Annotated in this window: 9 protein-coding genes and 1 riboswitch; of the genes, 4 read left to right on the top strand and 5 right to left on the bottom strand. The window is 65.6% G+C overall.

The genetic code is table 11. The annotated features are described in order from the left end of the window. Positions 1–50: 50 nt before the first annotated feature. On the bottom strand, positions 51–2849 hold the full coding sequence (locus SRU_RS00715; protein ID WP_011402918.1) for a ribonucleoside-diphosphate reductase subunit alpha: 2799 nt from the start codon (positions 2847–2849) through the stop codon (positions 51–53). Between the two features lie 103 nt (positions 2850–2952). Beyond that, positions 2953–3927 carry a ribonucleotide-diphosphate reductase subunit beta gene (locus tag SRU_RS00710; protein WP_011402917.1) on the bottom strand — a complete coding sequence of 325 codons (975 nt, stop codon included), beginning with the start codon at positions 3925–3927 and terminating at the stop codon, positions 2953–2955. A gap of 521 nt (positions 3928–4448) precedes the next feature. Further along, positions 4449–4507: riboswitch (adenosylcobalamin-variant (AdoCbl-variant) riboswitch) on the bottom strand. A gap of 450 nt (positions 4508–4957) precedes the next feature. Here SRU_RS00710 and SRU_RS00705 point away from each other — a divergent pair. Both SRU_RS00705 and SRU_RS00700 read left to right on the top strand, forming a co-directional pair. Next, positions 4958–5884: a TraB/GumN family protein gene (locus SRU_RS00705; protein ID WP_013060640.1), complete on the top strand. Its 927-nt coding sequence runs from the start codon at positions 4958–4960 to the stop codon at positions 5882–5884. Between the two features lie 238 nt (positions 5885–6122). Then, positions 6123–7406, top strand: a complete 1284-nt coding sequence (locus SRU_RS00700) for a sensor histidine kinase (RefSeq protein WP_011402915.1) — start codon at positions 6123–6125, stop codon at positions 7404–7406. Between the two features lie 124 nt (positions 7407–7530). Here SRU_RS00700 and SRU_RS00695 read toward each other — a convergent pair whose 3' ends face one another. The 3 genes from SRU_RS00695 to SRU_RS00685 all read right to left on the bottom strand — a co-directional run bounded on the left by SRU_RS00695 (position 7531) and on the right by SRU_RS00685 (position 10175). Then, positions 7531–7749 (bottom strand): hypothetical protein, encoded by a 219-nt coding sequence (locus SRU_RS00695; RefSeq protein WP_013060638.1) that lies wholly within the window; start codon positions 7747–7749, stop codon positions 7531–7533. Positions 7750–7895: 146 nt separating this feature from the next. Further along, complete coding sequence (locus tag SRU_RS00690) at positions 7896–8612, bottom strand: hypothetical protein (RefSeq protein WP_231847247.1); 717 nt, start codon at positions 8610–8612, stop codon at positions 7896–7898. Between the two features lie 162 nt (positions 8613–8774). Continuing rightward, positions 8775–10175 (bottom strand): carotenoid oxygenase family protein, encoded by a 1401-nt coding sequence (locus tag SRU_RS00685; RefSeq protein ID WP_043551712.1) that lies wholly within the window; start codon positions 10173–10175, stop codon positions 8775–8777. A gap of 1107 nt (positions 10176–11282) precedes the next feature. Here SRU_RS00685 and SRU_RS00680 point away from each other — a divergent pair. Both SRU_RS00680 and SRU_RS15175 read left to right on the top strand, forming a co-directional pair. Then, a complete protein-coding gene (locus SRU_RS00680) occupies positions 11283–12476 on the top strand; it encodes a hypothetical protein (RefSeq protein ID WP_011402912.1) in 1194 nt (397 codons plus the stop codon). 477 nt (positions 12477–12953) lie between these two features. Next, the gene (locus tag SRU_RS15175; protein WP_011402911.1) at positions 12954–13094 is read left to right on the top strand and encodes a hypothetical protein; all 141 of its coding nucleotides are present in this window, start codon (positions 12954–12956) and stop codon (positions 13092–13094) included. Positions 13095–13135 lie beyond the last annotated feature (41 nt).

Here is a 13135-nt window from a genome sequence, read left to right as displayed (position 1 = left end):
GATCGAGGAGGGGTGTGCTTCTCAAAAGAGGGAGTTCAGATCTGCTGGCCCTACGCCTCGCACGCCTTGCAGGCCAGCAGGTCGCGCGAGAAGCTCTGCGCCGCGTTCACGCCGTGCTGGTAGTAGAGGGACTTGACGCCCTTCTTCCAGGCCTCGACGTAGAGCCGGTTGATGTCCTTGACCGGCGTGGAGCCCGGGTCAATCGCCAGGTTGAGGGACTGCGACTGGTCGATGTGCTTCTGCCGCCCGGCGGCCTGGTCGATAATTGCCATCTGACTGATCTCGCTGAAGGTTTTGAAGACATCCTTCTCCTCGTCGGACAGGAAGTCGAGGTGCTGCACCGACCCGTCGCGCAGCGCGATCTCGTCCCACACCGCGTCGGTGTCGCGGCCCTTTTCCTGCAAGAGCGCCTGCAAGTGGGGGTTCTTGTACGTGACCTTCATCTTCGCCCGGTCCTGCACGAAGTAGTTGCTCTTGATCGGCTCGATGGACGGGCTGACCTGCCCGAGGATGAAGCTGCTGGACTTGGTCGGCGCCACGGCCATCGTGGTGGCGTTGCGTCGCCCGTAGCCCTCCAGGACCGGCGGCTCGCCGAAGCGGTCGGCGAGCTCGGCGGACGCCGCGTAGGAGCGCTCCTTGATCGTTTTCGCGATCTCGGCCCCGGTCAGGCTGGCCTCCGCCGACTCGAACGGGATCCTGTTCGACTGCAGGTAGGAGTGCCAGCCCAGGATGCCGATCCCGATCGCCCGGTGGCGCTCCGCAAAGCGCACGGCCCGGTCCATGTGCGCCATTCCCTTGGCCCCGTCGATAAACTCCTGCATCACCGCGTCGAGGAACTGCGTCAGCGTCTCGACCGCGTCGGTGTCCTTCCAGTCGTCGTAGTGGAGGGCGTTCATCGAGGAAAGGCAGCACACGAAGCTCTCGTCCGGCCCGCTCGGCAGCGCGATCTCTGAGCAGTTGAACGTCAGCGCGCCCTGGGAGACAAACACAGACTCTTCGGTGTGGGTCGTCGGGCAGTAGACCGTTTCTTGGCCTACGTGCTCGATGTCGACCACCTTATAAGCCTTCTTCGTGTTGTCTCGGTAGGAGCGCTCCTCGAGCTCAATGTCCTTGCGGGTGAGGAAGCCAGTGTTGCGCTCGATTTCCAGCGCCGCCGCTTTGTTGCCGACGATAAGTCGGTAGCAATTCTGCGTCTCGTAAAGCTTCTCTCCGCCGTTTCCATCTGGGAGGAGCGCTTCATTGCCGTCACGAAGAGAACGGATCTGAGCGCTTAGGCCCAGATTGTTGAAAAGAAGCTGCAGCTCTTGCAGGAAGTCCCGGTCGACGTCCGCATAGGCAATCTGCAATGGATTGCCCTTGCTATAGGAGACGTGGGCCGTGCCATCGGCGACAAGAAGGCCGCGGACGTACGCCCATACAGTCTCCTCGTCAGCCTCGTAAATCCACTCTGGCACCGTGCCCTTCTCGAAGCCAAGCTTCGTGAGAGCTCTGGTCTGAAGACGCTTCTTACGGTCGTTCGAGTGGCCGGCGTCGACCTCGCGCAGCTGTGGCGTTTCTCGGTCGCGCGTGAACGTACCGCCATGCTGATTTGTGAGCTCGTACTCGTTGAACCCATGCCGATTGTAGATCCGGTCCATCTTCTCCTGGATCTCCTCGGCAAGGTCGAAGTCCTTCTCCCAGATGTCGATAAACTTTTCGTCGCCAGCCTGGGTGCCGTCGGACTGCCACATCCCGAGGATAAATGCCTCGTCTGGGCAGTGCCGGTCGCCGAAGAGGCCCTTCTGCTTCTGGATCACAATCCGGTCACCGACCTCAACGTTCTGGGCTTCAGTCCGCTTGTACTCGCTTTTGCCTTGATACACAGGCATGCCATGGCGAGCGCTTACTTTTTGCTCTACGCCGTTTCCGAGCGTGATTTTGTACACCTCGGCGCTGGTCTTCCGTAGCTTCATGCGGCTTGAGCCAATCGCGTCCTCTCCGTCAAAGAGAGTAAGCTCGCCGCCCTCTTCCCAGAGGTCTTCGGCCCGTTTGTAGCCCCGGTCTGTGACCACGCGCTGGTCGCCGGTCAGGCACAAGTTGCTGGCGTGGACGTCGTAGCCCTTGTCCTTGTAGACCTGCGGGCGCCCGTCCTGCACGTTGCCGCGGAAGAGGATGTAGGGAATGCCGAGGTTCATTCGGCTCTCCACCACTTTTGCCCAGAGGGCCCGCTTGTCCGAGTCGCCATCGATCATCGCTTCCATCCAGTCGTCCCCCACGACAACGCCGTACATCATCGTCTGGATGGCGTCGCCCTCGGTCTGAATGTTGAGCCACTCCTCCACGTCGGGGTGCTCAATGTCGATGTACCCGGCGAAGTGGCCGCGCCGCGTCTCGCCCTGGCTCACCACGTTAATGATTTTGTCGAAGAGCTGGGCAAACGGGTAGGTGCCGTTCGACGTGCCGTTGTTCGTGATGGAGGCGCCGCGCGGGCGGACATCGCCGAAGTACCCGCTCGTGCCCCCGCCCACCTTGGTCATCATGCCGACCTCGGCGTGGGTGTTGAGGATCGCCTCCATCGAGTCGTCGATGTAGGAGCCGAAGCAGGAGATCGGCAGGCCGCGGTCGAGCCCAAAGTTCGCCCAGACCGGCGATGCGAGCGAGTAGTAGCCGCGCGCCATGTATTCGTAGAACCGGTCGGCAAAGCCGTCCATCTCGAGGAGGCCCTCGGCGTGCTCGGCAATTTCTCGCACGCGGTCCTCCGGGCCGGTGCCCTCCAGGAGATACCCCCGTCGGAGGAAGGTGCGGGCCTCGTCGTTGAGCCAGCCGAAGTCCGCGGAGGTTGAGGAGCGGGAACGGGTCGTGGTGGACATGGAGTCGTTCGGGTTGGAAAAAGGGAAGCGCCTTCGAGGAGCCCCCACAGGACGAGCCCGTGGGGCAGTTCGCGTGCGGGACAGACGGGGATGGACCGGGGCCCTAGAAGAGATCGTCTCCGCTCACGCTCTGCGTCATCTTCGAGTAGCTGGTCGAGCGCTTCGAGAAGAAGTCGTTGCCCTTCGTGAGCAGGACCTCCTCGTAGAACCAGCGGGTCTCGCCGAGGTGCTCGGGGTCGACCTCGAAGATCGGGTCGACGTCCACGTTCTTCAGCGACTCGTTGAACTTGTCGCGCAGGAACGCGTCCACGACCGGCCGCGGGAGGAAGTCGAGTTCCCCGTCCGCGAAGATCCAATCGAGCACCTTCTGCTCGGCGTCGTATGCCTCCTCGCAGGCCGCCCGCACCTCCTGTTCGAACGCCGGGCCGAACCACTCCGGGTGCTCCTCGCGGATGATGTTCATCAGCTCCACGCCGAAGAGCCCGTGGATCTGCTCCTCCTTCGAGGTGGCCTCCACGGCATTGGCCACGCCCTTGAACCGCTTCTCATGCTTGTCGAACGAGAGCATGATGAGAAACTGGCTGAAGAGGCTGACATGCTCGATGAAGATCGAGAAGAGCAGGATGGAGTGGGCAAAGGCTCGTTCGTCGCGGCTGCCCGTTCCCTCCAGGGCGCTGTTCAGGTACTCGACGCGGTCGATGAGGGCCGGAATCTCCTCGATTCGCTCGAACGCGTCATTCAGGCCCAGCAGCTCCAAGAGGTGCGAGTAGGCATCCAGGTGGCGCACCTCGCTTTCGGCAAAGGTCATCCCCACGGCCCCGACCTCCGGCACCGGCAGGCGGTCGTAGATGTCGGCCCAGAAGGTCTTAACCGCCACCTCAACCTGGGCAATCGCGAGCATCGTTTTCTTAATGACACTGCGCTCGGCGTCGGTGCAGTTGACGCGGAAGTCCTGCACGTCCCCTTCGAAGCTAAACTCATCGTGGACCCAGTAGGACTGCCGTATGGCCGTCTTAAACTCCAGCAGGTGCGGGTACTCGTAGGGCTTCAGGTTGACACGCTCGTCGAAGATGCTCATGGAAAGAATGGTCTGGGTAGGGAGGAAAACTGGAAATTAGGGGCTCCGCTCCAAGGCCGAAGGCGTCGCCGTGCGGCACAGTCGGGGCGCTATGAGAGGGCATCGCCCTCTCCCTTTCGTCTGCGGGCCCCCCCTGCTTGGGCGGGCGGCGCCGGACAGGCAGGCCCGAAGACGACTGCACGTCCGGCGCTGGGCTGCAGGGGGACGGTTGGGCTCCCGGCGGGGGCCTCGCACGGGACAATCGGAGGGCGGAACAGGGGAAGACACAGCGCGCTCTGAGACACAGAAAAAGCCTTCGGACGCCGGGACGCGTCACGAAGGCGGCAGAGCGCAAGAGAAGTGCAGTGGATCAGAGGGCCGGCCGCCGGCACCGCGAGCGCATCCGCGCTACGGTAGGGGCGGGCCACCAGAGCCAGTAACATACACTCCACGTCGCGGACCGCAGCCCTATGACGCGTAGGGCGGACACTGAGGTCAGCCCGGCCATCTCGGCTGGACTGAGTGTCGGGTCGCTCCTCAAGCGGGCATTCGGACTTTGACCGTTGCGCGACAGTGCCGGAATTTCACCGGGCTTCCCCCGAGACGCAGGGCGGTGCGCACGGGCACCGCACCTGCCGCCACGCCACGACAGCGCGGCCTTCAGGAGGACGGGGTGTTCACAACATGTACGCCCACCGTAGTTTCTATGATGGAGAAATGCAAGGACAGACACCAGGAAGAACGCCCCCAATCGACGGGATGACGACCGTCGCAAATGCCCCGATCCATCCCCAGACTCCTCGTTCGTGCCCGTTCGTGCTCGCGCAGTGTCGTTCCGCCCCCGTCTGCCCCTCGCCTAAAGAGGGCCCCTCGTCTAAAGACAGGTGCGGCACCGGGAGGCTGTGTCCAGAGGGATCACGTTGGCCCCCCACGACCGGCTCACCACCTGAGGCCGCCCGTCCGAGAAGGCCATTTTGCGTTCCTTGGTGTATTTTGTAAAATATAAACAATTGCTCACAGTCTTCATACCGGAACTCCCTTGGCCTTCGACATGAGCACATCCACGCGTTCCCGATACGGCCTGCGCCACGTTTTCGGTCTTTTGCTCGCCGCCGTTCTGGCGGCCCCTGCCCTTGCTCAGCCTGCCTGTGCCCAAGGGACGAGCGCGACGCCCCACATGCTTTGGCGGGTGGCCTCCGAGGCGAACGGGACGGAAGGGTACCTCGTCGGCTCGGTGCACGTGATGAAGAAGGAGGCCTATCCGCTGGACTCGGTCTTCAGGGAGGCGTTTTCGGAGGCCGACGTGCTCGTCCTGGAGGCCAATCTCGACTCCATGCAGGTGAAGGCGAAAACGCTCGTCCGCGAACTCGCGCTCTACCCGCCGGGCAAAACGCTGAAGAAGGAGCTCCCCGATGAGACCTACGCGATGCTGGAGAAGCGTGCCGAGAAGATCGGCCTAAACCTCGCGCAGATGCAGCGCATGGAGCCGTGGATGGTCTCAATTATGATACCGACGCGGCAGATGCAGAAGGCCGGCTATTCGCAAAATCAGGGCCTGGATCGGCACTTCTTTGACAAGGCCAAGAAGGCGGGCACGTCGGTCCGGGCCCTCGAAACGGCGGAGGAGCAGATGCGCTTTTTCGACGACCTGCCCCCGGAGAAGCAGGAGGCGTACCTGCGCCAAAGCCTGAAGAAGGCCGACCGGACCGTCGAGAACTTCGACAAGATCGTGCGCTACTGGAGAACCGGCAACGCCAGCGGCATCGAAGAAATGATGGTCGAGCAGATGAAGAACGACGCCCCGGCGCTCTACGAGCGGCTGATCACCGAACGGAACGCGACCTGGATGCCCCGTCTCACAGAGATTCTGGAGTCGGAGGCCCTCCCGATGATCGTGGTCGGGGCGGGGCACGTCGTGGGGGCGAACGGCCTGGTGGAGTTGTTGAGGGAAAAGGGCTATCGGGTCGAACAGCTCTGACGAGCGGCCCAGCTCCAGGAGCGACCGACATCAAGCCGGACGCCCCCCTGCGACCGCCCCCACACGCGAAGAAATTGAATTCAGGCGGGCGCCTCCTTACCATACTGTGGAACGGCCAGGGCCCGGCCGTCCCTCTCTGCTTCCTGCCCGCACTGATACGTCCGCAATGCCAGACGGCGAGACGCAACGGCCTTCACGCGAGGACGCCTCCCCGGAGGGGCCGTCGGTGTTCCGACGCATGTACCGGATTACTGCCGACGGAGAGGCCACCTTTGAGGAAAAAACCCGCCGCCTGATTGACCTCGGCCGGCGGCACCTGGACCTGCCCTTCGGATTTTTAAGCCGGATCGAGGGGGCAAACACCGCCGCCCACGGGGGACGAGACGCTTCCCCGGCGTCGTCGGAGGAGGGATCAGGCCCGGAAGAAGCCACTCAAAAAATTCTGTACGCCTCCGGAGACCACCCGCTCCTTCAGTCCGGAAAGACCTGTCCGCTCTCAGAAGCCTACTGCCAGCGGACCATCCGTCGGGAGGAGCTGCTGTCGATCCAGAACGCCCCAACCGACGGCCGGGCGGCGGAGCCGGCCTACGACCGCTTCGGGCTCGGGGCGTACATCGGGTCTCGGATTGAGGTGGAGGGCGAGCTGTACGGCACGTTTTGTTTTGCGTCCCGAACTCCTCGGGCCCAGCCGTTCAGCGACGAGGAGGAGGCACTGGTGGAGCTTCTGACCCGCTGGGCCCGCTACGAGCTTGAACGGCAGCGGTCTCGGGAGCGGACCGAGCAGTTTGCCGAGCTGGTGACCCACGACCTGCGCAATCCACTGAACGCGGCCCAAATGAACCTGCACATGGCCCAGCGCCTTCTCGGCGACGAAGGGTCGCTCGCGGGGGCGTCGCCCGGGGCCGGCGGCGAGGAGGCCGGTGAGGACGGGGCCGGGGCGGAGAAGTCTGCGTCGGAAAAGCTGCAAAGGCACCTGCGGATCTCCAGACGCGCCCTGGATCGGATGGAGGGCATCATCACCGACACCCTGGCCCTGGCCCACGGCGCACAGAACCTCGGGCCGGACGACCTGACGGCGATTCGATTTGGGGATGCCGTCCGGGCATCGTGGGAGCAGGCCGGGACGGCGGAGGCGACCCTCAGGGTTGAGAACACAGCCGAGACGGAGGCCGGCTCCTCGACCCAGTGCGCTTCAGCCTTCCTGGCCCACGAGGGCCGCCTGCAGCAGCTTCTGGAAAACCTCCTCCGCAATGCGATCGATCACGCCGGGTCGGCGGCGACCGTGACGGCCGGCAGAACCGAGGACGGATTTTTCGTCGCGGATGATGGGCCTGGCATTCCCCCGGACCGGCGCGAGACGATTTTCGAAGCGGGGCACAGCACCCGTGACGGCGGCACCGGACTGGGGCTCGTCATCGTCCAGGAGGTTGCGAAGGCCCACGGCTGGTCCCTGTCGGTATCTGAGAGCGAGAGCGGGGGCGCCCGCTTCGAGGTTACCGGTGTTGACACGGCCAGGTCTTGAGCCGCCTCCGTAGGCAGGCCCTCTGGCACCGATGCGGTGTTCGCTCTCCAGTCGCGGATCATCCAGGGCCCGCACTTCGCCTCCCGAAACGCTTTCTCGTGCCACGGGCGCCCGGCGGCAGATGTCAACGGTCCGGCGTGTAGTCCCCTTTCCGGTACCGCCACAGAAACCATGCAATCAGCCCTCCCGCCACTCCGGACAGACACATCCGCGTGAGATCCTGCGTCACCGTCCCACCAAGAAGGGGACGGGTCTGGACCCCGATCGCCACGGCCGTCACGATCGCGAAGAAGAGCGTCAGTGCAAACTCAATCGAACTCGGGGCCGGCGTTGCGTCCTCCATAAGCGGAGCGGGACGTTTGAGACAGCATGGTAGTGCCCTATGAAAACGGGTTTCGGCCTCACGCTCTGCCCCTTCGCGTCTCCCTCTGGGTCCGGCCGCTTCTTGCGCTTGCCTGCTGACGGGCGGAGGCGCTCGCCCACACGTTCTCAGACCTCCTCGACGTACCCCGGAAGGTCGGCGTCGGCGGGGCGCCACATGTCGAAGTAAAACTTGGACTCGGACCGCGCCTTCGCGGCGGGAATCACAAACCGCCGCGTTCCCGAAACGGGACGGTCCCGAAATGCGCCCGTGAGCCGCCGGCGCATCGGGGCCGCCGACCAGAGGCGCCAGTCGTGCCCGTCGTGGGCCGACGCCGGGAAAAGGGCCACCTGAGCCGCCTCCAGCAGGGCGGACAGGGCGGGACGGGCCCGATCCGGCTCCTGCACGGCCGCCTCGGCGATAACGTCGTCCGGCACTGGGGCGTCTGCCGTCACGAGCACCCGCGTGCCCCCCGGCTCCTGGAGCACGCGCCGGGCCGTGTCGGGGCTGAGGGCCTCCACCTGCTCGTCCGGGCCGCTCCGCCCCCACCAGGGGCCCCCGAGGGCTTCCAGAATCGGCCCGACAAACGCCTCGACGGGGCGGCGGAGCGCAGTGAGGCCGACTCGGCCCTGCGCGTGGTTTGTGCCCGCCAGATACCCGCGATAGACGGTCGCGCTTTCGTTTCGCTCTGTCTCGAAGGGATCGCCGTGCAGAATGGCCTCGTCGGGCGGGACGTCGGACCGCTCCTGCCGGCGCCGGGCGTCGGGGTCGCGGCCCGACACGACGGGCTCTAGGACCGCCGGTTCTTTGTGGAAGTACTTCAGGGTGTCGGGCGGGTCGGCCATGGGCGCCGGGGACAGATTGGTCGCAACGGAAACGAGGACTGGTGGAAACCTGCACGGGGCCGGAATGGGTTCTCCGAGGACCCGCCGTCCCCGTCGCCCCCAAGGCCTGTTCCACCGAGGGGTGCGCCGACGCATGCCCTGGAGGCCCCCGCCCCGAAGAGTTCAGTCGAAGAACTGCCCGTGGAACCCGAATGGGATTGGGTGGGGGACGGCGGCCCGCGCCCGCTCCGTGAACGAGGGCGCGTCGAGGACGAGCAGGAACGACTGCTGGGCGTCCGGGTCCAGCACCACGGACAGCACCACCCCGTCGTCTTCGCGTGCCCCATCCGGCGCGGCCACAAAGACCGGCTCGCCCGGGTACGTGCCCTCTTCGTGCCACGTCTGCGCCGTGCCCGCCGGCACGTCGGTCTTCACGAGCTGGTCCGTAAACTGCCCCGCCGCCCGCGTCCCCACGCCGTAGACGTACTGGTAGGGGCGGCCCGTCGCCGGGCCGTCGTGGATGCGCGGCAGCTCGATGCGCTCCTCCCCCCGGAGCGTAGAGGCGGCCGCCCCGCCGTCAAGGGGCAGTCGATACCGGCGCAGGTGCCCACTGCCGCGCGACGGGGCGTCGCTGCGCAGCCGGTCGAGGGAGAGCTCCTCAACGACCGACGCGTCCGGGTACGTGACGACGTCGCAGACCACCGCCCCGTCCCGCTCGAAGGCATTGACGTGGTGGAAGCCAAACGCCGCCTCCGCCTCACAGGTCGCCACCTCGGCGCCATCCGCCTTCCGGAGCACGCGGAACCGGGTCCCCCGCTCCGGCTGCCACTCAAAGTTCTCGATGAACGGCCGCCCACGGAGCAGCAGGTCCGTCGGGTTCACCACGAGCGGCCACTCCGACAGGATGACGTAGCGCTCCGACATGCCGAAGCTGTGCATGTAGCTCGGCCGGTCCACGTCCAGCGTCGCGACCGGGCGGCGCGTTTTGCCTTCTGCCTCCGTGCCGTAGACGCCGTACTGGCACTGACGCCCGAAGGACAACGTGTGGAAGAGCATGCGCCCCGTGCCCGGTTCGACCTGCGGATGCGGCGTCGACATGTCCACGTCCACGTCGTCGTCGTACTCCACCACCCCTGCGGTCTCCAGTGTCTCCGGGTCGAAGGCGACGGGAAGGGGCGTGGCCGTCAGCGCGACGTACTGGTCGTCCAGGCGGGCGACGTTGATGCTGGCGTTGTCCGTGGGGTTGGGGTTGAATACGCTCATCACCCGCCCGAAGAGCGACATGCAGGGGTCCGTCGCAAACTCGGACCGCGCGATTCGCCCCTGCTCCAGCGCCTCCGTGCGGCTCTGCGACCGCACGAACCGGTTGCGGTACGACACGGTCCCGTCCCGCATCCGAAATGCGTGCAGCATCGCGTGGCCGTCGAACCAGTGGTTGTAGTCCTCGTCCCCCACCTCGAATTGCGCCGGTCCGTTGCGGATGAGGGTGCCCTCCAGCCAGTCCGGCCACTCCCCCTCCACCGGCAGGGACGGCTCGTGGAGTTCTTGGCGGAGGCTCTCGAAGCCACGGCGGTAGTCAGACATCGGCGGGCGGCAGCATGGGCGCGGACACAGGCACGGGGTGTTTTGAAGCGGCAGCCCCCGTGAGGGGTTCGCGGGCGACCGGCCGGCGCCCGCCCCGCGGCGCGGGGCTGCGGAGGAGACAGCCTGGGGGGGGCAGCCCCCGCCGGAATCGCATGCGCCCATCGAGGACGCGCAGCAGACGGAGAATGCAACAAGAGAGCGTGGATCCCGCGGTAACTCCGGTCCCGAAAGCCCTTTTCTCACAAGGTGGTGACAACGGTGGAGGGGCGCCTGTCGTCACACAAACGGAATCAAGCGACGGTCCTTACCAAGGGACCCTCTCCTCACACTTTTACCCGCCTTTTCCTCCCGCGTGCTTATTTCCAAGCCCCGACAGTCTCCCCCTTCTGCGTCCCGGCCTTCGCGGCCCGAGGCTTCTCGCTCTCGGCCCGCCTACATGAGCGAGTTTCTGGGCGGACTCTCCCTGTCGCTGCGGGCCCTTTCGCCCCGACAGGCCCTCTCGCCAAGCGCCCCTGCCCCAGAAACGGTCCACAGCATCGAGCGCCGCTGGCGGTCAGGAACGCCGGGCGGACAAGGGTCCGGCGGGATCACCCCCCCGCAAAAGAGCAGAGGAGACACGACATCGCGGCGGAGGCGTGCTCGGGACGGTTCCGCGTAGCGGCAGCGGGGGCCCGTGGCGGTCGTGGTCTGACGCCGCCCCTCCGCCCCTCCCGTCGTGCCGCCCGCGTTCGGCGGGTCCGCCGTGCCCCCAAGCCCAGTGCCGTCGCAACCGGCGATGCGTTGCAACGGCCCCTCGCGGAATGGCTTTCTCAGGCACGTATCTGTTCACAAACTACAATCTTCCATGGACGGATTCCTAAGCAGATTCACCCCAAAGCTACGAAAGATGCGCAGCATCAAGAGCCAGTGGCACATGTGGAAGCCAGCACGGAGGCAGTCGGTCCGTACTGCGCACGAGGCCCCTGCAGACGGGCGTAAGGAGGACGAGAACGCGGCGGCGGAGAAGTAGCCCGGTCGCCTCTTCAGTCCCCGTTCTCCTGCCGGTCGGGCCTGGACGGCCCCTCACTGATCGGCCCCCAACGTCATTTCCTGACGCCGTTCTCTCCCATGTGGCCTGCCCCCTCCGTGCCGCGGCCCCCCTCGACTCTTGCCACAACGGTCCTGTTGTGTGCGGCGGTGCTCCTGGGCGGCTGCACGTCTCCCGCTTCGGATGCAGAGACCGTCTCGGAAGAGCTGGAGCAGCTTGCCAGCAGCTACGAAGTCCGCCTCGCCGACGGCCTCGAGACGGGATTGCCGGTCCGCGACGACGGCTTTGCGTACGCCGTGGACCTGGGAAACACGATGAGCGCGGCCGTGGCCCTCGGCAATCGCTCGTTGTTCGACCGCGCCTACGGCATGATCCGGGCGCACTTCCTTCGCGTCGACACGGGGGACCCGCGGGCACGCCACACGGTCCTGTGGCGCTACAAGCCCGGCACTGCCCCCGACGCGTCCGGGTCGAAAGAGACGGGCCTCCTCGCCGACGCGCTCTGGGAGGCGTACGAGCGGTGGGGCAACCCCGAGCACCGCAGGATGGCCACCAAAGTGCTCGACGCGTACCTCAGGCACGGGTACTGGGAAACCGACCGCCGATTTGTCGTCAAGAACTACTACAACTACGGCACCCAGACGCTCTCCGAAAACACGTGGGTCTTGAACCAGATGCCGCATACCGTCCGCAAGATTGCCTGCGGCACCCAGGACGCCTCGCTGTTCCGTCGGGCCAACGCCATGGCCCGGTTCGCAGAAGGGGCGTACCTGAAGAAGGGCTTCTCGCGCGAGATGTACGACAAAGGCATCGAGACGGTCTTTGACGGGGCCGACGGGTACTACTCCCCGAACGGCCTCCTCAAGCTGCAGTCTTCCCTAGAGATTGCCAAGGCTCTGCTGCCATTCACCCTAGCGCCCGCGCGAGAGGTCATCGGGTTTATTCGCGCGTCGTACCCGGACGTGTCCTCCGCCTACTACTACAACCCCCGCTCCAAGGCCATCGCCCCGCTGGCCGAGACGTCGGAGCAGACGTACGGGTTGAGCGAGAAGGCACTCGTTCTGCTACTGGCGACGAGGGTCCGCGACTCACCCGGGGAGGCGTTCCTGCAGGACTTCGTGGACCGGGAAATCGTGCCCGAACTGAAGCGTCGACGGGACGAGTCCTCCAGCCCCTTTTACTTCGACGTGCCCCTCATGCTGGAGGCGGCCCAGCGCTACCTTCGGCCGGATCAGGTTCCGGCCCCGCCCGGCGAGAGCGAGTGCACGCTGTGAGCAGGCCCTCGCGTGCAGGCGCTCCCGTTCCCGCAGGGGCAACGCTTCGTGCGTTGAGCGCGAATTTCGAGAGGGAGCAGGGCGGCGTCCACTGCGATGATCTACGGGAGCGGTGCGCTTCGGGGGGCCTCCAGCCCGCTTCAGGCGGCCTGCCGATCGGCCCACCCAAACACGGCCCATGCCCCATCGCTCCGGAAGGCGCCCACCCTCAGTGAAGAAAACATGAACGCGCCTAAAAGACGTTAGACTGTTGGCCCACAAGCGTCTATGCGGTAGCCTCTTGAGCCAGAAGAGTCGTTCGGCGAGGCCCGTACGGGGGAGGGGAGGCTTTCTCTGGCCCCCGCCGCCCCTGCTTCCCAGTGGCCGGGCTGCTCAGGGAGAGACCGCATTCCACTTCGTCCTACGTCAAGCCTTGAAGGCAGTCGCATCGAAGAACCAAGCCTCCACGAAGAGCCGAATCCTTACGACCGCCCGGACTTGCGCGAGGCCTTCGACAGCGGATGGCACGCGTTTCGGGAAGATCAGCCCCCACCGGACGAGTGCCAATTCGACGGCCCGGAGGAGATCGAAGCCTGGCTCGAAGGATACCTGATGGCAGAGGACTACGAGGGACGGTAACGGCTGCCCCCGACTCCGCGTGGCGAATTCGGCCTCAGCCG

The organism is Salinibacter ruber DSM 13855, assembly GCF_000013045.1.
Classification (GTDB): Bacteria; Bacteroidota; Rhodothermia; order Rhodothermales; family Salinibacteraceae; genus Salinibacter; species Salinibacter ruber.
Note: the sequence above shows the minus strand (reverse complement) of the source record. Positions and strands in the feature narration are given on the sequence as shown.

Excerpts from the sequence above, each read along its gene's own strand:
- SRU_RS00715 (WP_011402918.1), bottom strand. The coding sequence starts at position 2,849 with ATGTCCACCACGACCCGTTCCCGCTCCTCAACCTCCGCGGACTTCGGC.
- SRU_RS00705 (WP_013060640.1), top strand. The coding sequence starts at position 4,958 with ATGAGCACATCCACGCGTTCCCGATACGGCCTGCGCCACGTTTTCGGT.
- SRU_RS00710 (WP_011402917.1), bottom strand. The coding sequence starts at position 3,927 with ATGAGCATCTTCGACGAGCGTGTCAACCTGAAGCCCTACGAGTACCCG.
- SRU_RS00695 (WP_013060638.1), bottom strand. The coding sequence starts at position 7,749 with ATGGAGGACGCAACGCCGGCCCCGAGTTCGATTGAGTTTGCACTGACG.
- SRU_RS00685 (WP_043551712.1), bottom strand. The coding sequence starts at position 10,175 with ATGTCTGACTACCGCCGTGGCTTCGAGAGCCTCCGCCAAGAACTCCAC.
- SRU_RS00690 (WP_231847247.1), bottom strand. The coding sequence starts at position 8,612 with ATGGCCGACCCGCCCGACACCCTGAAGTACTTCCACAAAGAACCGGCG.
- SRU_RS00680 (WP_011402912.1), top strand. The coding sequence starts at position 11,283 with ATGTGGCCTGCCCCCTCCGTGCCGCGGCCCCCCTCGACTCTTGCCACA.
- SRU_RS00700 (WP_011402915.1), top strand. The coding sequence starts at position 6,123 with ATGTACCGGATTACTGCCGACGGAGAGGCCACCTTTGAGGAAAAAACC.